Genomic DNA, 19,245 nt, shown 5'->3' with positions numbered 1-19,245 from the left:
CCTGCCCTTCATCGATTCCATCCGCACCGGAGAACACGCGATGAAGGACATCATCGAAGGCTTCCTGAAGTTCCAGCGCGACGCCTACCCGGCGCGCGCCGCGCTGTTTCGCGATCTCGCGCGCAGCCAGAACCCGCGGGCGCTGTTCATCTCGTGCTCGGACAGCCGGCTCGTGCCCGAACTTGTCACGCAGCGCGAGCCGGGCGACCTGTTCGTGATCCGCAACGCCGGCAACATCGTGCCGTCGTACGGCCCGGAGCCGGGCGGCGTGTCGGCGTCGGTCGAATATGCGGTCGCCGCGCTGCGCGTGACCGACGTCGTGATCTGCGGGCATTCCGATTGCGGCGCGATGACCGCGATCGCGACCTGCCAGTGCATGGATCACATGCCGGCCGTCGGCCACTGGCTGCGCTATGCCGATTCGGCGCGGGTCGTGAACGAGGCGCGCACGCACCGCAGCGAGCGCGAGCGGATCGACTCGATGGTGCGCGAGAACGTCGTCGCGCAACTGGCCAACCTGAAGACGCACCCCGCCGTGCGGCTCGCGCTCGAAGAAGGGCGTCTCGCGCTGCACGGCTGGGTCTACGACATCGAATCGGGCTGCATCGACGCCTACGACGGCGCGACCGGCCGGTTCGTGTCCCTCGCGGACCATCCCGGCGTCCGCGCTACCCCCGCGACGCTACCCGTCGCGGCCTGAATCGCTCCCACTCCACTACGAGGCATTACCATGATCCAGTCCCAGCACAGTCAGACGGCGCGCCACGCGCTGGCGGAAACCGTCGTCCTCGCGAAAGCGCGCAAGAACCTGTCGTTCGCGCAGCTCACCGAGGGCACGGGCCTGAGCGAAGCGTTCGTCACGGCCGCGCTGCTCGGCCAGCATGCGTTGCCGGCCGACGCGGCGCGCATCGTCGCCGACAAGCTCGGCCTCGACGACGACGCGGTGCTGCTGCTGCAGACGATCCCGCTGCGCGGCAGCATCGACGATCGCGTGCCGACCGACCCGACCATCTACCGTTTCTACGAAATGTTGCAGGTGTACGGCACGACGCTGAAGGCGCTCGTTCACGAGAAGTTCGGCGACGGCATCATCAGCGCGATCAATTTCCGGCTCGACGTGAAGAAGGTCGACGATCCCGAAGGCGGCTCGCGTGCGGTGATCACGCTCGACGGCAAGTACCTGCCGACCAAGCCGTTCTGACGCCGGTGCGGCGCCGCCACGCGGTGCCGCCCGACGTGCGCCGGCCGGCGCACGTTCCCGCCATGCCGTTTCAACGAGGACGCAACCATGGATTTTGTGAAACGAACGATCGATCTCGCGATGAAGAACGTGGAAGAGGGCGGCCGCCCGTTCGCGACGGTGATCGTCCGCGACGGCGAGATCGTCGCGGAGAGCCCGAACCTCGTCGCGCAGACCAGCGACCCGACCGCGCACGCGGAGATCCTCGCGGTGCGCGACGCGTGCCGCACGCTCGGCACCGAGCACCTGACCGACTGCGAGATCTACATCCTCGCGAGCCCGTGTCCGATGTGCCTCGGTTCGTTGTACTACTGCAGCCCGAAACGCGTGATCTACATCACGACGCGCGAGGATTACGCGCCGTTCTATCGGGATGACCGCAAGTATTTCGAGCTCGATACGTTCTATGCCGAATATGCGAAACCGATCGAGGAACGCCGGCTGCCGATGGTGCAGCGAAAGCATGACGGCGCGATCGACGTGTACCGGCGCTGGAAGGAGCTGAACGAGAAGTGACTTGCTTCATCGCGGACGCGATACCGGCGTGGCGGGCGCGATCGTCGCGGCCCGACGGCGGCGTTCGCGATGGCGTGAACGCGTGACGACGCGCTATAGTCGTGCGACGTCCGCCGCGGCTGCCGCACACCCGGCGCTCCATTCACGCACGTGTTCGCCTCCGATGACACCGCATCCCGACGTTATCCTTCAACTGACCGACACCGGGCAACCGGCCGCCCGAGACTTCATCAGCCGCAAGCTCGGCGAATTCAACCATGCGATGACGGGGCGCGCCGATGCAGCCGCGCTCGACGTCTACGTGACCGATCCCGCGACCGGCGAGGTATTGGGCGGTCTCACCGGCCGGACGTCGCTCGGCCTGTTCTTCATCGACCTGTTCTATCTGCCCGAATCGCTGCGCGGCGGCGGCTTCGGCAGCCGGCTGCTGCGCGAGGCCGAAGCGGAGGCGAAGCGGCGCGGTTGCGCGCGTGCGGTGCTGTACACGATCTCGTTCCAGGCGCCCGACTTCTACCGGAAGCACGGTTACGAGACGTTCGGCGAAGTGCCGTGCGAGCCGGCAGGCGCGGCGCGCGTGTTTATGGTCAAGGTGCTTTGAGCGGCAACCGGTCGTTGCCTGGCATCCCGTGACACGCGGGTCGTACCGCACCGCTCGCGGATCACCGCCCGGGCGCTGCCCGCTCGACGATCATGTCGTACAGCGCCCGCGCCGCGGGCGACAGTTGCGCGCTCCGGCGGGTGACGAGCACGAGCGTGCGCGACACCGACGGTTCGACGAGCTCGATCGTACGGATCATCGGATACGCGTTCTTCTGGATCGCGAGCTTCGGCACGACGGCCGCGCCGAGCCCTTCCGCGACGAGCCCGAGCGCCGTCGAGCTGCGCTGCACCTCGTAGAACGAATGCAGCGACACGCCGCTCGTCTTCAGCGCGCCTTCGAGCAGCCCGCGATTGCCGCTCACTTCGCCGGCGAAGATCAGTGGATGCGGCTGCAGCGCCGCCCAGCGGATGCGTCGCCGCTTCGCGAGCGGGTGATCGTCGCGGCACACGAGCACATAAGGGTCATGTGTGAGCGGTACGCTGACGAGTTCCGGGTGCTGGTCGCCGGCGATGCTGATGCCGAATTCCGCTTCGCGCCGCAGCACGGCCTGCAGCACCGACGCCGACGCATGATCGAGAATCTTCACGCGATCGTGCGGCCGATGCCCGGAGAACGCGCGCAGGATGCGCGGCAGATACTGCACGCCGACCGTCGGCACGCACGCGATCGTGACGTCGCCGCGCTGGCTCAGGCCGGTCTCGCGGATTTCGGTCAGCGCGTCGGACAGCTCGTTCAGCAGCCGGCGGGCCTGCGGCAGGAAACGCCGGCCGATCTCGGTCAGCGTGGTGCGGCGCGTCGTGCGCTCGACGAGCGCGACGCCGAGATACGATTCGAGCTTGCGCAGGCGCTGCGTGATCGCCGTTTGCGTGACGTGCAGCGTGTCGGCTGCCTGCCTGAAGCTGCCGCCGTCGGCGATCGCGACGAAAGCCTGGACACCGAGCGTATCGATCTTCATCAGAATCTTGAATCAATCACGATATTAAATTCATTTTACTGAAGGTCGGCGGCAGTCGCAGAATGCGCTGAATCGATGGCCCGTTGCATCGCCGTGCGCGATGCAACGCGGCCGCTCATGCCGACCAGGAGATCCATCGTGACGACCCCGCTCGATCAATACGCGACCCAGTACGTGCAGTTCGAGGACGAACGGACGCGGCCGGTGCGCGACCTGCTGGCCGCCGTGCCGAAGACGCCGATCCATACCGCGATCGATATCGGCTGCGGGCCGGGCAATTCGACGGAAGCGCTGATCGCGCGCGCACCGGACGCGACGATCCACGGGATCGACGCGTCGGCGGACATGATCGCGGCTGCGCGCAAGCGCCTGCCGGCACTGCGTTTCGACCTTGCCGATGTCGCCGCCTGGGACGATCCGGGCGGCTATGACCTGATCTTGTCGAATGCGGTGCTGCAATGGGTGCCGGCGCACGACACGCTGTTCCCGATGCTCGTCGGCCGCCTCGCGCCGGGCGGCCATCTCGCGGTGCAGATGCCCGACAACCTCGATGAACCGGCGCACCGGCTGATGCGCGAAGTCGCCGCGGACGGGCCGTGGGCCGACAAGCTGAAAGGGGCGGCGCGCACCGAGCGGTTCGACGCACGCTACTATCATGCGCTGCTCGCGCCGCTGTGTTCGCGCGTGGACGTATGGCGCACGACCTATTACCACCCGCTGCGCGGCGGCGCGGATGCGGTCGTCGAATGGTTCAAGGGCAGCGCGCTGCGGCCGTTCCTCGCGGCGCTCGACGCGCCCGAACAGCGCGCGTTCGTCGCACGCTATCGCGACGCGCTGGCCGGGCCGGACGGCTATCCGGCGCAGGACGACGGCACGGTGCTGCTGCCGTTTCCGCGCCTGTTCATCGTGGCGACGCGGAAGTAGCGCGGTATCGACGCGACGGCCGGCCGTGCCTCAGCGCACCGCCGGCACCGATGCCGGGTCGACCGTGCGGCTTCGCGCGGTCTGCCCGTCGCGCAGGTCCTTGTACCAGAACAACGCGACTTCCCCGGCGTTCTCGCCATCGGCGTACAGGAAGCGGTCGTGGCCGCCGAGCGCGAAGCCCGCGCGTGCATAGGTCGAGCAGGCCGCGACGTTGTTCGCCTGCGTTTCGAGCCGCATGAAGCCGAACCCGTGGCTGCGCGCCCACGCTTCGGCGGCTGCCAGCAGGAACTGCCCGATCCCCTGGCGCCGGTACTGGCGGTCGACGGCCAGCTCCGCGATCTCGGCCATGCCGTTCCAGCTTTCCTCGATCGCGACGAAGCCGGCGAGCCGTTCGCCGGCCGTCGCGCGAAACAGCGCCGTGCGGCCCGACGCGCCGCTCGCCCAGCCGGCCGGATCGAAGCCGTAGTCCTTGCGTCGCACCGGCAGCGCGCGAAGATCGAGCAAGTCCTGATACGGCGCGTTCAATTCCCACGCGATGTCGAACGAGAAATCGCATCCGTCCAGTTCGTCGGCGGCAAGCGCGAGCGCCGGTTCGATGCTGATGTGTTCGGCTCGGTCCATATGTCGGTGTCCTGTCTTCGCGGGATGGCGTGGTGTGGTCCGTGATGCGATCGTCGTCACCATGACGGGCGGCGAATCGCATTCTCGTCGTTGCGTGGTTTTTTGCACCTGCACAATTCGTCGCGCGTGGAGCCGGCACAGACCGGCTGCGTGCGCGACGGTCGAATGCATGCGGCCGACGGATCGGGCGACACCGCATACGTTTGCGGCATTCGCGCGCGGGCCGCGGCGCTCGTTCGACCGCCTGATTATGCGGGAATTCGGCGCCGGCCAGCTGCGTCGCGATGCGATGACGCCTGACGTGCATCGCGGCTTCGCGCCGGGCTCGTCGACGCTTGCCTGTGGATGAATGACGACAGGAACCCGAATAATTGTTTACCGTTCGGTGACAACTCGTTATATTCCGAAAAATATATCGAAGGTCGTGATGCCGTCCGGCGTCACGCCGTCCATCTGCTCCACGACAGCCGGAAGCGCGTCTGACCTGCATCGCCGGAGCAATGCGCCGGCACGCATGCGCCACCGATGCGCACGCGTGCCGACGCCGCAACACGAGCGGCCGCCCTGCGGCATGCCGCTTCCGCAAGCCCACACCGGCATCGAAACGGAACATCGTGCACGCGCATGAGGCACGCGCGCGTCTGCCGGTGCGGGCTTGCGTTCGTCCGTCGTACGGTTTCTCGTCAACACGCCGCGCGTCCTGCCGCGACGCAGGCGCGCGCGTCCACAACAAAAAGGAAGCAACATGAAGAAGACCATCGTGGCCGCGGCCACACTCGGGATGTTCGGCACGGCCGCGCACGCGCAAAGCAGCGTCACGCTCTACGGGTTGATCGATGCGGGCATCACGTATTCGAACAAGGTCGCGACGACGGGCGGGCACGGCAAGCTCGTCAAGTACGGCGACGGCGTCGCGTCGGGCAGCCGCTGGGGCATCCGCGGGAGCGAGGATCTCGGCGGCGGGCTGAAGGCGCTGTTCGTGCTGGAAAACGGCTTCAGCAGCGGCGACGGCTCGATCGGCCAGGGCGGGGCGCTGTTCGGCCGGCAGGCGTTCGTCGGGCTGTCGAAGAACGGCATCGGTTCGCTGACGTTCGGCCGTCAATACTCGTTCTCGACCGACTACATCGGCGCGAACTACACGATGGGCAGCCAGACGCCGGCCGGCAACTACGCGTATCACATCAACGATCTCGACCAGCTGACGTCGAGCCGCATCAACAACGCGGTGAAGTTCCAGAGCGCGAACTTCGCGGGCCTCACGTTCGGCGCGATGTACGGGTTCTCGAACTCGACGCAGTTCGCGGGCACGCCCACCACGACCGGCACGAACGGCGCGCAGGGTGCGTCGAGCGCGTACAGCTTCGGTGCGAACTACGCGCAAGGGCCGTTCGGCATCGGCGCCGCGTACACGAACATCCGCTTCCCGAACGGCGCGACGCCGGCGTTCGGCGTGAGCATCGCGAACATCAACACGTTCGGGTTGCGCGACCTCGAGACGGTCGGCGTCGGCGCGCGTTATGCGATCGCGGCGGGCCTCGTGTGGGCGAACTGGACGCATACGAAGTTCACGCCGCTGTCGGGCGAATCGTCGAAGCTGAACAACTACGAAATCGGCGGCCGCTATGCGTTCTCGCCGGCGTTGAGCGGCGGTCTCGGCTATACGTTCTCGAAGCTCGACGGCCGCTACGACGGCAAGTGGCACCAGGTCAACGCCGCGGTCGACTACGCGCTGTCGAAGCGTACCGACGTGTACGTGAGCGCGGCGTACCAGAAGGCGTCGGGCAGCAACACGATCAACGGCCGGGTCGTGCCGGTACAGGCTGAAATCGGCTCGTCGCCGTCGTTCGTCGGCAGCGCGGGCGCGAACACGCAGTTCGTCACGCGGATCGGCCTGCGTCACAAGTTCTGATCGACGCGTAGCCCGGGCGACCCGCCCGGCGGCGCGCATCGTGTTTGCGCGCCGCCGGGACGGGCGACGTCAGATAGTGATCGCGACGGGGCCGGCGAGCGGCGTGTAGCCGTCGTCGAACAGGAACCACGCATCGTATTGGCCCGATGCGAGCGCGCTGTTCGCAGTCGACGAGAACAGCAGCGAGCCGGTGCTCTTGGGCAGGTACGCCCACGACTTGTAGCCGCCCTTGGTCGGCTGCGCGCCGCGCGGATAGATGCCGACCCAGTTCTTCGGGCTGTGGCGCCACGGCGGCACGACGTAGTCGAATCGCAGCGTGCCGTACGACGCGCCCTGCGACGACAGTGCCGCGACGAACTTGCCGTTCGTATTGCCGATCGCCGAATCCGTCAGCAACGTGCCCGATTGCGCCTGGACGCAGCCGGCGATGCGGCGCAGGAAGCCAGGGTCGTTCGCATCGCGGATGCTCGCGTCGTACCAGCCGGCGTCGCCGTACCACGTGACGGTCCGCGTCGCGCCGGCCGGCACGCTGACCGACTGCGCGCTGTTCATTCCGTACGCGTTGTCGACGAGCTGGAACGTCGTCGCGCTGGCGCCGGCGGCATTGTCCAGCGTGATCAGCACGTTGCCGTTCTGCACGTCGTAGCAGAGGCTGACTTCGGCCGTCGAACCCGCGCTCCCCGCTGCGCCGATGTTGCCGCGCAACGTCTGCAGGAAACCGTTCGGGCCGTAGATCGAGTAGTCGTAGCCGCCGCCCGAATTCAGCGCGAGCGCATCCGTGACGCACGTGCCCGTGCCGGCGCCGATCGTGTAGTGCCGCGGTATCGTGCTCGTGCCGTCGACCCACGCCTGCAGATGCACGGCGGCCGCGCCGGTATTCGTCATCGTCAACCCGAGCGTCTTGCCCGAGCGGTTGACCTTGCCCTGGACGAAGAACTCGTACGGCAGCCGGCACGCGGGAGTGCGGCCGGCCGTTTGTGCCGGCACCGCGGTGGTGGTGGCAGGGGGAATCAGGACCGTCGAGCCGTTCGGGTCCATGTTGCTGGTCGCGGCCGGGATCGCGGGAATCGTCTGGTCCGGATTCGCGAAATCGAATGCCGAAGTGAGATCGCCGCACACGGCACGCCGCCACGGTGTGATGTTGGTTTCCTGCAGCCCGAAGCGCGCTTCGAGGAAGCGGATCACCGACGTATGGTCGAACACTTGAGAGTTGACCTTGCCGCCTTTCGACCACGGCGAGATCACGAACATCGGCACGCGCGGGCCGAGCCCGATCGGCGTGTCGCCGCTCGCCGAGCCGTCCGATGCGGCGCCGCCGCCCGCGACGAATTCAGCGGCGGTCGAGATCGTCGAGCGGCCGGTGCCGGCGGCGGCGCTCGCCGGAACGGCCGGCGGCACGTGATCGAACAGGCCGTCGTTCTCGTCGTACATCACGAGCAGCACGGTGCTGGCCCACACGGCCGGATTCGACGTCAGCGCATCGAGCACGTTGCTCACGTACCATTCGCCGCCGCTCGCGGCCCACGACGGATGCTCGCAATAGGCGTAAGGCGCGGCGATCCACGACACCTGCGGCAGCGTGCCGTTCGCGACGTCGGTCCGCAGCTGGCTGAAGAGATTCGTGTCGTATTCCTTGCCGCCGCCGGTCGGATCGATCTGCGTGCCGTTGAGCGCCGGCGCGAGCGGATCGTTGGCGCCGAGGTTCTGGTACTGCCGGAAGTTCAGGATGACGTTGTCGCCGTAGTTGCCGTTCCACCAGAGATCGCGCTTCGAGCCGTTGTATTCGCCGTAGCCGTGACTGGCGTCGAGCCCGTTGCCCTTGTCCTGGTAGAACTTCCACGTGACGCCGGCCGTGTTCAGGCGTTCCGGCATCGTGGTCCAGCCGGTGCCGGTCATCGTGTTGTTCGTGTAGGGCGAATAGCCGGCGACGTTGCCGCAGCAGCCGGTCCACAGATACAGGCGGTTCGGGTCCGTCGGGCCGAGCATCGAGCAGTGGTACGCGTCGCACACGGTGAAGGCGCTCGCCAGCGCGTGGTAGAAGGGGATGTCGTTCTGCGTGAAGTAGTACATCGTGCCGCTGGTTTTGGCGCCGACCCAGTTGTCGTAGCGGCCGTTGTTCCATGCGCTGTGCGTGCCATTCCAGCTGTGATCGAGATCGCCGTAGTACGTGTCGCCGTTCGCGACGCCGGAAACGGGCGGCGACGGATTGAACGGAAACACGTAGGACAACGGCGCCGGCTGGCGCCACACCGGGTAGCCGCTGGAAATCACGACCGGCCGCGGATCGCCGAAGCCGCGTGCGCCGCGCAGCGTGCCGAGATAGTGGTCGAACGACCGGTTTTCCTGCATCAGGATGACGACGTGCTTGACGTCCTGGAGGGTGCCGGTGACACTCGCCGCCGGAATCGACTGCGCGCGCAGGATGCTTTCGGGCAGCATGCCGGTCACCGCGGTGGCGCCGGCGAGTTTCAGCGCGTCGGCAAGGAACCGACGTCGTGTCGTGGGTGGGTTTTGCATGATCGCTCTCTGTCGTGGGTGACGGATGGGGCGTGCGTCGGTCAGTGGCACGCGGTCGCGCAATGCACGACCGGCGCGGACGTCGAGGCCGGCGCCGATGCCCGCGCGGCGGCGATGTTGCCGGCCGGGCTCGAGTCGCCGTCGCCGCAACCGGCCAGCGTGCACAGGAGCGTGATCATGAAAACGCCGCGCCAGTGCGGAATACGGCTTGCCGCAGGGCGAGGCGGGACGGTTCGTGAATGACCCTGATCGAGTCGGATTCCTGAATGATTGGAATGAATGCTGCGTATTCCGTATTTCATTTCCCCTCCAGACATGAAAATGGACAGCAGAGCATATCGCCCGAATCAGAACAACTTCATGACAGGCCAGCCGCGCGTGCCGGCCACCCCGGAAAGCTTCGCGTCGGGATTGGTCGCGACCGGATGCGTGACGTAGTCGAGCAGCGGCACGTCGTTGATCGAATCGCTGTAGAAGTAGGTCCGTTCGAAATCGGAAGCCGCGTAGCCGAGCGAGGCCAGCCACGCGGCCGTGCGCACGATCTTGCCTTCGCGGAAACTCGGCACGCCGATGCTGCGCCCGGTGAACCGCCCGGCCGGCGTGCCGTCGTCGGTGTCGAGCTCGATGCCGAGCAGATGCTCGATCCCGAACTCGGCCGCGATCGGGCGCGTGACGAAGACGTTGGTGGCCGTCACGATGCAGCAGAGGTCGCCGTTCTCGCGATGCCGGTCGACCAGCGCGCGCGCCTGCGGCGTGATGGCCGGCCGGATCACTTCGTCCATGAACTGCGCATGCCAGCGTTCGAGCTGCTCGCGCGGGTAGCGCGTGAGCGGCGCGAGCGTCACGGCGAGATACGCGTCCATGTCGAGCGTGCCGGCCGCATAGTGGCCGTAGTGCTCGTCGATCAGCGCCGTGTGCGCGTCGTCCTCCTGCCCGACCCGCGTGATGAAGCGGCTCCAGGCCTGGTCGCTGTCGAGCGGCAGCAGCGTGTGATCGAGGTCGAACAGCGCGAGATTCTTGTGCATGAGTGGTTCCTTGTATCGCGTCGTCACGCGCCGATGAGTTTGTCGATCGCGTCCTTCGCGTTCTTCCCGTCGATGGTCGTGACGCCGTCGAGCCACTTCGACAGCACGCCGGGGTTCTTCTTCGCCCATTCTTTCGCGACCGCGATCGGGTCGGCGTGATTCATGATCGGCACCATCAGCTGGTTCTCCTCGTCGGTCGTGAATGTCAGGTTGGTCAGCAGCCGGCCGACGTTCGGGCAGCGTTCGAGATAGCCGGGCGAGACCAGCGTATAGACCTTCGCGGAGCCGTAGTTCGGGCCGAACACGGTGTCGCCGCCATCGAGATACGCGATCTTGTATTGGAGGTTCATCGGATGCGGCTCCCACGCGAGGAACACGATCATCCGGTGCTCCTGCACCGCGCGCGTCACCTGCACGAGCATCCCGGCTTCGCTCGATTCGACCAGCTTGAAGCCGCCGAGCCCGAACTCGTTCTTGTCGATCATTCGCTGGATCAGCGCGTTGCCGTTGTTGCCGGCGCCGATCCCGTAGATCTTGCCGTCGAGCTGGTCGCGAAACCGGGCGATGTCGGCAAAGCGCTTGAGGCCCTTGTCCGACGCGTATTGCGGCACGGCCAGCGTGTAGCGCGCGCCGACCAGGTTCGGCTGCGGTAGCAGGTGAACGGCGCCGGCGTCGACGAACGGTTTCACCGTCGGCGTCATGCTCGGATCCCAGTAGCCGAGGAAGGCATCGATCTGCGCCTTCTTCACGCCGGCCAGCACGATCGGCGGCGACGCGATCGTCTTGGTGGCCTCGTAGCCGAGCCCGTCCAGCAGCATCATCGCGACGCCGGTGGTGGCCGCGATGTCGCTCCAGCCGACGTCGCCGAGCGTCACCTTCCTGCACACGTCGCCTTCCGACGCGTGAGCGGGGGCCGTTGCCAGCGCCGTCAGCAACGTTGCAGCCAGCATCCATGCCTTCTTCATCATGTCGGTCTCCTAAGCAGTGTTCCGGATCGTGTTACCTGATTGGTCTGACGATTGATCGTGTGGATCGGATGAAACAAACAAACTTGGGTCTGGCTTTGTCGTTTTGCGTACCGTATATTAGAACGCACAAAATCGCAAGATCGCACAAAAATACAAATCATCGGGTGGCCCGTGCGACGTGGGCGGGACGAGGGCAGGGAAAGTCGGGGCGGCCCGTACGGGCTGCGCGTCATCGAGTGGAACCGCAGGACAAGGAGACTTCGCATGATCAGTCAGCTGGAAATCATTGCCCGCCTGTTGCTGGCGGCCTTGCTCGGCAGCCTCGTCGGCATCGAGCGCGAACGGCTGTCGTGGGCGGCCGGGTTGCGCACGCACATGCTGGTGGCTGTGGGGGCCGCGCTCGTGATGGTCGTGTCGGCGTTCGGCTTCGCCGACATCCAGGACGCGAAGAACGTGTCGCTGGACCCGTCGCGCGTCGCCGCGCAGGTCGTGTCGGGCATCGGCTTTCTGGGCGCGGGGTCGATCATGCTGCGCGGCGAGATCATCCGCGGGCTGACGACCGCCGCGAGCCTGTGGGTCGTCGCGGCGGTCGGGCTCGCCGTGGGCGGCGGGATGTACGTGGCCGCGATCGCCGCGACCGCGATCGTGCTGGCGATCCTGGCCGGGCTGAAGCCGATCGAGAAGCGCTTCTTCGCGACGCGGCAGCGCTGGGGCGTGCGCATTCTCGCGAGCCGCGGTGCGGTGAAGCTCACGTCGCTGCAGGCGATGCCCGGCATCGACCAGGCACGGATCGTCCGGTTCATCATCGAGCGGGACGACGCGACGCCCGACGACGATCGCATCGATGTGGTGTTTTCGAAGATGACGAGCAGCGAGTTCCAGGTGGCGCGTCAATCCCTGCAGACCCTCGCCGGCATCAAAAAATTGGAGGAAAGCGCTGGGTAGACGGTCATTCGAATAATATTGACGAACATTTCCGAGGACATTTCATGTGGCAAGAAGAGCGATACCAGAGGATTCGGCTTCTGTTATCGAAGATGCAGCGCGTTTCCACCGACCGGATCATGGCCGAGCTGAACGTGTCGCGCGAAACCGTGCGCCGCGATCTGGTCGACCTCGAGGCGCTCGGTGAACTGAAGCGCGTGCACGGCGGCGCGGTGCAGGTCGGCGACGAAGCGCCGATCGCCGAGCGTGCGCAGACGCATGTGAAGGCGAAGCTGGCGATCGCCCGCGCGGCCGCCCGGCTGGTGTCGGGCTCGCAGACGCTGTTCATCGACGCGGGCACGACCACGACGCTGCTGGCCGAGGAACTGGCGAAGCTGTCGGGCCTCACGATCGTCACGAATTCGATCGACGTCGCGCTGAAGATGCGCTCGGGCGACCCGGCGCAGGCGAAGAACGAAACGATCCTGCTCGGCGGGATGATCGGCAGCCGCGCGGCGGCGACGGTCGGCGACGGCACGGTCGCCGAAATCTTCCGCTATCGCGCCGATCTCGCGTTGCTGTCGCCGGTCGGCGTCGACCACGTGCGCGGCGCGACGAACTACGACCGGATGGAAACCGAAGTGGCGCGCGCGATGGTCAGCAACGCGGCGGAAGTCGCGATCCTCGCCGATTTCAGCAAGCTCGGCACGAACAGCCGGATCGGCTTCTGCGAACCGGCGCGGATCGGCACGCTGGTCACCGACCAGAAAGCGGAGTCGGTCGACAGCTACAAGAACATCCGGAAGGTCATCAAGAACATCGTGCTGTCCTAGGCGGCTGGCGGGCATCGTCGCGCGCGTGCCCGAGGGCTGAACCAGGCAGGTGGGCCGCCGGCATTCGCCGTGCCGGCCATCGTGTATGCTTGCCCGCATCGATCTAACGGCGGACAACATGAAGACTTCGGCACACCCCAAGCCTGAGGTGCGGTTCAGGATGCGTATCCAGCAGGCCGACACGATCGCGCTCGGCCCGGGCAAGGTCGCGCTGCTCGAAGCGGTGCGCGAGCACGGCTCGATTTCGGCGGCGGCGCGCAGCCTGAACATGTCGTACCGGCGTGCGTGGCTGCTGATGGACGAGCTGAACCGTTCGCTGAAATCGCCGGCGACGGTGTCCGAGCATGGCGGGCAGAGCGGCGGCGGCAGCGTGCTGACGCCGGTCGGCGAGGAAATCATCCGTCTTTATCGCGGGATCGAGGCGCGCGCGTACGCGGCTTGCGCGGACGAGATCGCCGCGCTCACGAAAATGGTGCGGCGCTGAAGGGTGCGTCGCGCTGACGTGCGCGCCGGCCTACCCGTGCCGCAGGCAGAAGCGTGACGACGTATCGCTCGCGGCGGCATTCGGCATGATGACGTCGCGTGCCTGCGCATCGAGCCGCCCGATCAATTCGACGAAGCTCGCCACGCTGGCGGTCCGCAGCGGGTAGTACGCGATGTGATGCCGCTCGCAGGTGCGCTTGAGCAGGTTCATCGAATCGTGGTCGATGCAGTCGACCGGAAACACGACCATCCGCGCGCCTGGCAGCGCCGCGGCCAGCAAGCCCTTGCGATCCTCGATGCCGCCGTCGTGCAGCGTTACTTCGCCGCCCGCCGTTTCGACGATCCGCCGGATCGCGCGGTTCGAGCCGGGCCGTCCGCCGACATAGACGACGCGCGTGCCCCGCAGTATCGACAGCGAATGCGCCGCGTGCTCGGCCGGGTCGTCCGTCGACGCCTGCACCGCCTGTTCGAGCGCGCTTGCTTCGGCGCGCAGCGTCTTGACCATCGCCATCAGGTCGTCGAGCCGCGCGCGCATCGCACGGGCGCTTGCCTGTTCCGCGGCGATCCGCTGCTCGGCCGCCTCGCGGCGGCTCGTGTGCAGCGCGAGCCGCTCGTCGCGCGCCGCCAGCGCTTCGTGCAACGCGTGTACTTCGTCGCGCAGCACGCGTTCGGCCGCAAGCGGTGGCGCGTGCCGGTGCGCGTGGAGCGCATCCCGCTCCTGCAGCGCCACGTCGCGCTGCGTGCTCATTTCGTGCAGGCGTGCCTGCTGTCGTTCGAGCTTCGCGTGCAGTTCCGCGTTCTCCCGTTCGAGCGCGACCAGCCGCCGGATATCGGCGCGATTGGCCGCGCCGACCAGATGCGACAGCATGTGCACGTCGCCGAACGCGACCTGGCGCACGGCCATCGTCGCGCGCGGATGCGTCATCAGCGCCCAGTACGCCGGGGGAATGTCGCCGCTCGCGAGCGCGTCCTTCCAGCGCGCGACGAGTGCGTCCGCGTCCTTCGCGCCGTCGAATGCGCGGATCGCTCCGGCATAACGCTCGTCGAGCGCCTTGTGCAACGCCTTGGCGCCGGCCGTGCCGCCGATCGCGAGTTCGACGGCCGCGTGATGGATCTCCAGATCGGTCGCGCGCTGACGGTCGACATCGGCGAATTTCGGCACCAGCTTGCGCAGTTCGTGCGTGGTCAGGCACGTGCCGATGATCGAGCAGTGCAGGTTCGCGTCGAGTTCGGACAGGCGCGCGCGGCGCGTCAGTTCGACCTGTTGCGCGCGGGACGGCGCGCAGCAGGCGTCGATCCGCGTGCCGGCTGCCGCGGGCGAATGGCCGCCGGGCGACGAGAGGTCCGCCGTGCGGGCCAGGCGAAAGGGCGGAGCGTGCATGTTGACCTCGATCCGGCACGATCGGGCCGGAGACGGATGCGCGAAAGATGGCTCGAAATATACCACGGAATATAACGAGGCCGATGCCGGGGAAATACCGGGCAACGGGGATCGCGCGGTCAGCAGAGCGCCGTTGAACGGTCGATCGGCTGCGGCACGACGGCAGGCGCAGCGGGCGAAACGGGGGCCGATGCCGAGGCCGGCGCATGGCGCGCGATCACGGATTCGACGCACAACCCGACGAACAGCACATCGACGCGCTCCAGCGCGATGACCGCGCGGCGCATCGCGGCCGGGTCGTTGCTGAACGCATCGGAAAACACGTCGTCGCGCGTGCGTTCGAGGCGGCGCGCGTGGCCGATCGCGCGTTCGAGTTCGGAGAGCCGCGTGAAGCGGGCAGTGCGCGCTTCGTGTTCGAGCATCGACAGCAATTCTCGAAGGCCCATGGCCGACAGTGCGTCGTCCGGCATGGCTTCGGCGTGCGCGGCCGAGAACATCCGGATGAAACGTGCGACGCTGCCGCGCAGGCGGCGGAACGCATCGACGACATCGGTGACCTGCTGCGCCCGCGCGTCGCTCGACAGCGGCTTGAGCGCGCTGATCTTGCGCGCGAACGGCTGTTCCCGAGCGTTGTGCAGCGGGGTGCGATCCGTCGCCGTGCGGGTCATGATGATGCTCCGGGTATGCAGGTCTCGATATATTCTACGGAATATATCGAATTCGCAAAAAAAGGCGATACCGTCGCCGCGCGACACGGTATCGCCCACGGCCCGAACGGCCGCACCGGTCAGTCGATCGCGCGCATCGCGTGGCGCAGTTCCTGATAGCTGCGCAGCCCCGCGACGCCGAGTTCGCGCCCGATCCCGCTGAGCCCGAAGCCGCCCCAGCACACGTGCGGGTAGATCAGCTGCGGCGCATTGATCCACACGAGCCCCGCGCGCACGCGCCGCTGGAACCGCCGTGCGACGGCCGCATCGCGCGTGACGACGGTCGCGACGAGCCCGTAGCGCGTATCGTTCGCGAGCGCGATCGCTTCGTCATCGGTGCGGAACGATTTCACGCACGCGACGGGGCCGAACGCTTCGTCGGTCCATAGCGGGTTGTCCGCGGCCGGTTCGGCGATCACCACGGGCGCCATGAAGAAGCCGGCGCCGCCGGCGTCCGCGACGCGGCCGCTGAACGCGATGCGTGCGCCCGCATCGACGCCGTGTTCGAGCATCGCCTCGACTCGCGCGCGGTGCGCGGCGGAGATCAGCGGCCCCATCGCGACCTGGTCGGTGCCCGGCGGCGCGACGACGAGCGCACGCACGGCCGTCTCGAACGCGGCCATGAAGCTGCGATAGAGGCTGTCGTGCACGAGGATGCGCGCGGTGGCCGAGCACATCTGGCCGGCGTTGGTGAACGCGCCCGCCACGGCGAGCGACACCGCGACATCGAGATCGGCATCGTCGCGCACGATCAGCGACGACTTTCCGCCGAGTTCGAGCGTCACGCGCTTCATGTCGATGGCCGCGGCCTGCATCACCTTGCGGCCGGCCGCCGTGCTGCCCGTAAACGAAATCTTGTCGATCAGCGGATGCGCGGTCAGCGCCGCGCCGATCTCGGCGTCGCCGTTCACGACGTTGACGACGCCGGCCGGCACACCCGCTTCGATGACGATGTCGAGCAGCGCATGCTCGGTCGGCGACGTGAGCTCGGACGGCTTCAGCACGACCGCGCAGCCGGCCGCGAGCGCGGGCGCGAGCTTCCATGCGGTCGTGACCATCGGGAAATTCCACGGCATCACCAGCGCGGCGACGCCGACCGGATCGTGGAAGCGTTCGGCCGTGACGCCGTCGCTCGGCAACGCAACCGGTTCGGCCGCGAACAGCGCCGGGTCCTCGCACAGCTTCGCGTAGTACGCGAAGGTCGCGACGACATCGCCGACGTCCGCGTCGGCCTCGAACGGCGGCTTGCCGCTCACCTGCATCTGCAACGCGGCGAGACGCTCGCGCGCGGCGTCGACCCGCCCGGCGATCGCCGCGAGCACGCGGCCGCGCTCGGCGGGCGGCGTATCGCGCCAGCCGGCGAACGCGTCGCGCGCGGCGCGCACCGCGGCGTCGACGTGCGCGGGCGTCGCGAATTCCTGCCAGCCGATCGTATTGCCGGTCGATGCGTTGAAGACCGGCGCGCCGATCGTGTCGGAATGCGTGCGCACCGGCTGGCCGGCGATGCGCGCGGCGGGCAGCACGAACGGGTGCGTGGAACGGGAAAGTTCGGCGGTGGACATGACGGTCATCCTGTCGATCGGGTTAGCGGTAGGCGACGCCCGGCATCACGCAGAGCATTTCGAACGCGAGGTTCGCGCCGGTGAGCGCGGTGGTGCCGGCCGGATCGTACGGCGGCGATACTTCGACGAGATCCGCGCCGACGATGTTCAGGCCCTTCATGCCGCGTACGATCTCCAGGCCCTGTTGCACGGTCAGGCCGCCGATTTCCGGCGTGCCGGTGCCCGGCGCGAACGACGGGTCGAGGCCGTCGATGTCGAAGCTCAGGTACACCGGCGTGTCGCCGACGCGTTCGCGCACCTGCGCCATCAGCGGCGCGAGCGACTTGTTCCAGCAGTCTTCCGCCTGCACGACGGTGAAACCCTGCTGCCGGCACCAGTCGAAATCGTCCGCGTGGTAGCCGGTGCCGCGCAGGCCGATCTGCGTGACCTTGTCGCATTGCAGCAGGCCGTCTTCCACCGCGCGGCGGAACGGCGTGCCGTGCGCGATCTTCTCGCCGAACATCGTGTCGTTCACGTCCGCGTGCGCATCGACGTGCACGACCGCGACCTTGCCGTACTTCCGGTGCAATGCGCGCAGGATCGGCCACGCGATCGTGTGATCGCCACCGAGCGTGATCGGCCGGCAGCCGTTCGCGACGATCGCGTCGTATGCCTCCTCGATGCGGCGCACCGAGTCCTTCAGGTCGTACGGGTTGGTCGCGACGTCGCCGATGTCGGCCACCTGCAGCGAATCGAACGGCGCGGCGCGGGTGGCCATGTTGTACGGGCGCAGCAGCACGGATTCGGTGCGGATCTGGCGCGGGCCGAAGCGCGCGCCGGTGCGGTTGGACGTGCCGAGATCGAGCGGCACGCCGACGAAGCACGCGTCGAGGCCGTCGGTCGTCGTGGCCTGCGGCAGCCGCATCATCGTGGCGATGCCGCCAAAGCGCGGCATCTCGTTGCCGCCCATCGGTTGGTTCAGTTCGCGGGGCATGGGGCCGTCTCCTCTTTCTGGTGTCAAGCGATCGGCCGATGGTAGAGGAGAACGCACGCGCGAAGATCCTGAAGTCGCAACGTTTACATCGACCGGGCTCGATGCAAGTGGCGCCGCCGCATCGACGCGGCGCGACCGAACGCGGCGGGGCGGGTCAGCGCGGGATGGCCGGCGGTGCGTCGTCGTCGTGCGCTCCGGCGGCGGGAAGCGCGGCTGCCGCCGACCCCCATGCGGCGAGTTCGCGCTTGGTGCGCACGCCGAGCTTCGCGAAGGCACGCTTCACGTACGACTCGGCCGACGCGACGCGCACGCCGAGAATCGCGGCGGCTTCGGGCACGGTCTTGCCGGACAGCAGGTGCTTGCAGGTCTCGTATTCGCGTTTCGACAGCTTCACGTCGCCGGCCGCGAGCCGCGCGTCGAATTGCGCGAGCGGATGGACGTCGGGCGTCGGGTGCGCGATGCGCCGCGCGGCGGTGGTCGACGCATGCAGCTCGAGCAGCGGGAACAGCACGTCGCTGATGCTGCGGAAGCGGTTCATCTCGGCGAGCGTGAACGGCGGACGGTCGCGGCCGCGCTCCAGCGCGATCGAATGCTGCGAATAGCGCGTGCCGCGTGCGAGCACGCATTCGTGACCGATATGCACGTCGTCGTAGATCCGCTGGCGGAATTCGCCGGGCGGGATCGCCGCGATGTCGCGCACGACGAGCATCGTGCCGGTCTTGCCGCGCAGCCCCGCGAACAGCGGGTCGCTGTCGAGAAAGCGCTCGTAGTAGAGCGTCATCACGTCGGAGATTTCGGTGGCTTCGGTCCCGATGCCGCTGCTGCCGATCCATTCGCAGCGGTAGCCGGTGGGCATCGTGCCGTCGACGCGCGAGCGTTCGACGTGCGCGACGTCGAGCGGCACGACGTCGTTCAGCAGTTGCGTGAGGCGCGGCACGAAATGCGGCGTGCCGACCGTCTCGATCAGCTCGCCCAGCGCCTTGAACGACACGTTGAAATGGTCGTCGTCGCGGTGGAAGGGGTTCACGTTGAGCAGCATGCGGGTCCCTGGAACCGGCCCTTGAAGCGGCGCGATTGTAGCGATCCGCGCCCGAAAAGGTCATTAG

General features: G+C 67.5%; 20 protein-coding genes. 9 read left to right on the top strand and 11 right to left on the bottom strand.

All coding sequences use genetic code 11. The annotated features are described in order from the left end of the window. The first annotated feature begins 40 nt into the window (after positions 1-40). The 4 genes from DFS13_RS12625 to DFS13_RS12610 all read left to right on the top strand — a co-directional run bounded on the left by DFS13_RS12625 (position 41) and on the right by DFS13_RS12610 (position 2,354). Positions 41-700, top strand: coding sequence for a carbonic anhydrase (locus tag DFS13_RS12625; protein WP_006485475.1), 660 nt, complete (start codon positions 41-43; stop codon positions 698-700). Between the two features lie 30 nt (positions 701-730). Beyond that, a complete protein-coding gene (gene cynS / locus DFS13_RS12620; protein ID WP_006495841.1) occupies positions 731-1,201 on the top strand; it encodes a cyanase in 471 nt (156 codons plus the stop codon). An 87-nt stretch (positions 1,202-1,288) separates the two neighbouring features. Beyond that, positions 1,289-1,756, top strand: coding sequence for a nucleoside deaminase (locus DFS13_RS12615; RefSeq protein ID WP_006495840.1), 468 nt, complete (start codon positions 1,289-1,291; stop codon positions 1,754-1,756). 163 nt (positions 1,757-1,919) lie between these two features. Beyond that, the gene (locus DFS13_RS12610) at positions 1,920-2,354 is read left to right on the top strand and encodes a GNAT family N-acetyltransferase (RefSeq protein WP_043205092.1); all 435 of its coding nucleotides are present in this window, start codon (positions 1,920-1,922) and stop codon (positions 2,352-2,354) included. Between the two features lie 61 nt (positions 2,355-2,415). Here DFS13_RS12610 and DFS13_RS12605 read toward each other — a convergent pair whose 3' ends face one another. After that, positions 2,416-3,312 (bottom strand): LysR family transcriptional regulator, encoded by an 897-nt coding sequence (locus tag DFS13_RS12605; protein ID WP_006485476.1) that lies wholly within the window; start codon positions 3,310-3,312, stop codon positions 2,416-2,418. 138 nt (positions 3,313-3,450) lie between these two features. Between DFS13_RS12605 and tam the strand changes: the two genes are divergently transcribed. Beyond that, positions 3,451-4,236 (top strand): trans-aconitate 2-methyltransferase, encoded by a 786-nt coding sequence (gene tam / locus DFS13_RS12600; RefSeq protein ID WP_006495838.1) that lies wholly within the window; start codon positions 3,451-3,453, stop codon positions 4,234-4,236. Between the two features lie 30 nt (positions 4,237-4,266). Here tam and DFS13_RS12595 read toward each other — a convergent pair whose 3' ends face one another. Then, positions 4,267-4,857: a GNAT family N-acetyltransferase gene (locus tag DFS13_RS12595; RefSeq protein WP_012493090.1), complete on the bottom strand. Its 591-nt coding sequence runs from the start codon at positions 4,855-4,857 to the stop codon at positions 4,267-4,269. Between the two features lie 745 nt (positions 4,858-5,602). On the opposite strand from DFS13_RS12595, the gene DFS13_RS12585 reads away from it, so the two are divergent. Continuing rightward, positions 5,603-6,766: a porin gene (locus DFS13_RS12585; RefSeq protein WP_060267338.1), complete on the top strand. Its 1,164-nt coding sequence runs from the start codon at positions 5,603-5,605 to the stop codon at positions 6,764-6,766. 69 nt (positions 6,767-6,835) lie between these two features. Here the strand turns inward: DFS13_RS12585 and DFS13_RS12580 are convergent, their stop codons facing one another. The 4 genes from DFS13_RS12580 to DFS13_RS12565 form a co-directional block, all read right to left on the bottom strand. Beyond that, a complete protein-coding gene (locus DFS13_RS12580; protein WP_111441758.1) occupies positions 6,836-9,283 on the bottom strand; it encodes a phosphocholine-specific phospholipase C in 2,448 nt (815 codons plus the stop codon). Between the two features lie 41 nt (positions 9,284-9,324). After that, the gene (locus tag DFS13_RS40825) at positions 9,325-9,462 is read right to left on the bottom strand and encodes a hypothetical protein (protein WP_230205477.1); all 138 of its coding nucleotides are present in this window, start codon (positions 9,460-9,462) and stop codon (positions 9,325-9,327) included. A gap of 168 nt (positions 9,463-9,630) precedes the next feature. Then, positions 9,631-10,308 carry an HAD family phosphatase gene (locus DFS13_RS12570; RefSeq protein WP_006482220.1) on the bottom strand — a complete coding sequence of 226 codons (678 nt, stop codon included), beginning with the start codon at positions 10,306-10,308 and terminating at the stop codon, positions 9,631-9,633. A gap of 23 nt (positions 10,309-10,331) precedes the next feature. Continuing rightward, a complete protein-coding gene (locus tag DFS13_RS12565; protein ID WP_006482222.1) occupies positions 10,332-11,276 on the bottom strand; it encodes a choline ABC transporter substrate-binding protein in 945 nt (314 codons plus the stop codon). Between the two features lie 264 nt (positions 11,277-11,540). Between DFS13_RS12565 and DFS13_RS12560 the strand changes: the two genes are divergently transcribed. The 3 genes from DFS13_RS12560 to DFS13_RS12550 all read left to right on the top strand — a co-directional run bounded on the left by DFS13_RS12560 (position 11,541) and on the right by DFS13_RS12550 (position 13,517). Beyond that, positions 11,541-12,221 (top strand): MgtC/SapB family protein, encoded by a 681-nt coding sequence (locus DFS13_RS12560; protein ID WP_060212929.1) that lies wholly within the window; start codon positions 11,541-11,543, stop codon positions 12,219-12,221. Between the two features lie 44 nt (positions 12,222-12,265). Continuing rightward, on the top strand, positions 12,266-13,033 hold the full coding sequence (locus DFS13_RS12555; RefSeq protein ID WP_006482225.1) for a DeoR/GlpR family DNA-binding transcription regulator: 768 nt from the start codon (positions 12,266-12,268) through the stop codon (positions 13,031-13,033). 160 nt (positions 13,034-13,193) lie between these two features. Continuing rightward, positions 13,194-13,517: a winged helix-turn-helix domain-containing protein gene (locus tag DFS13_RS12550; protein ID WP_006495828.1), complete on the top strand. Its 324-nt coding sequence runs from the start codon at positions 13,194-13,196 to the stop codon at positions 13,515-13,517. 30 nt (positions 13,518-13,547) lie between these two features. Here DFS13_RS12550 and DFS13_RS12545 read toward each other — a convergent pair whose 3' ends face one another. From DFS13_RS12545 to DFS13_RS12525, 5 genes are all read right to left on the bottom strand, one after another. Next, positions 13,548-14,897, bottom strand: a complete 1,350-nt coding sequence (locus DFS13_RS12545; RefSeq protein ID WP_060212928.1) for a DUF2325 domain-containing protein — start codon at positions 14,895-14,897, stop codon at positions 13,548-13,550. A 119-nt stretch (positions 14,898-15,016) separates the two neighbouring features. Further along, entirely contained in the window at positions 15,017-15,565 is a 549-nt protein-coding gene (locus tag DFS13_RS12540) for a hypothetical protein (RefSeq protein ID WP_111441757.1), read from the bottom strand. Positions 15,566-15,684: 119 nt separating this feature from the next. Next, a complete protein-coding gene (locus DFS13_RS12535) occupies positions 15,685-17,166 on the bottom strand; it encodes an aldehyde dehydrogenase family protein (RefSeq protein WP_060213011.1) in 1,482 nt (493 codons plus the stop codon). 22 nt (positions 17,167-17,188) lie between these two features. After that, positions 17,189-18,139 carry an agmatinase gene (gene speB, locus DFS13_RS12530; RefSeq protein ID WP_077020779.1) on the bottom strand — a complete coding sequence of 317 codons (951 nt, stop codon included), beginning with the start codon at positions 18,137-18,139 and terminating at the stop codon, positions 17,189-17,191. A gap of 154 nt (positions 18,140-18,293) precedes the next feature. After that, entirely contained in the window at positions 18,294-19,178 is an 885-nt protein-coding gene (locus tag DFS13_RS12525; protein ID WP_034202856.1) for a helix-turn-helix transcriptional regulator, read from the bottom strand. Positions 19,179-19,245 lie beyond the last annotated feature (67 nt).

The sequence above is a fragment of the Burkholderia sp. 28_3 genome (assembly GCF_003253915.1).
Taxonomy (GTDB): Bacteria; Pseudomonadota; Gammaproteobacteria; order Burkholderiales; family Burkholderiaceae; genus Burkholderia; species Burkholderia cenocepacia.
This window is presented reverse-complemented; position numbering and strand designations above follow the sequence as displayed.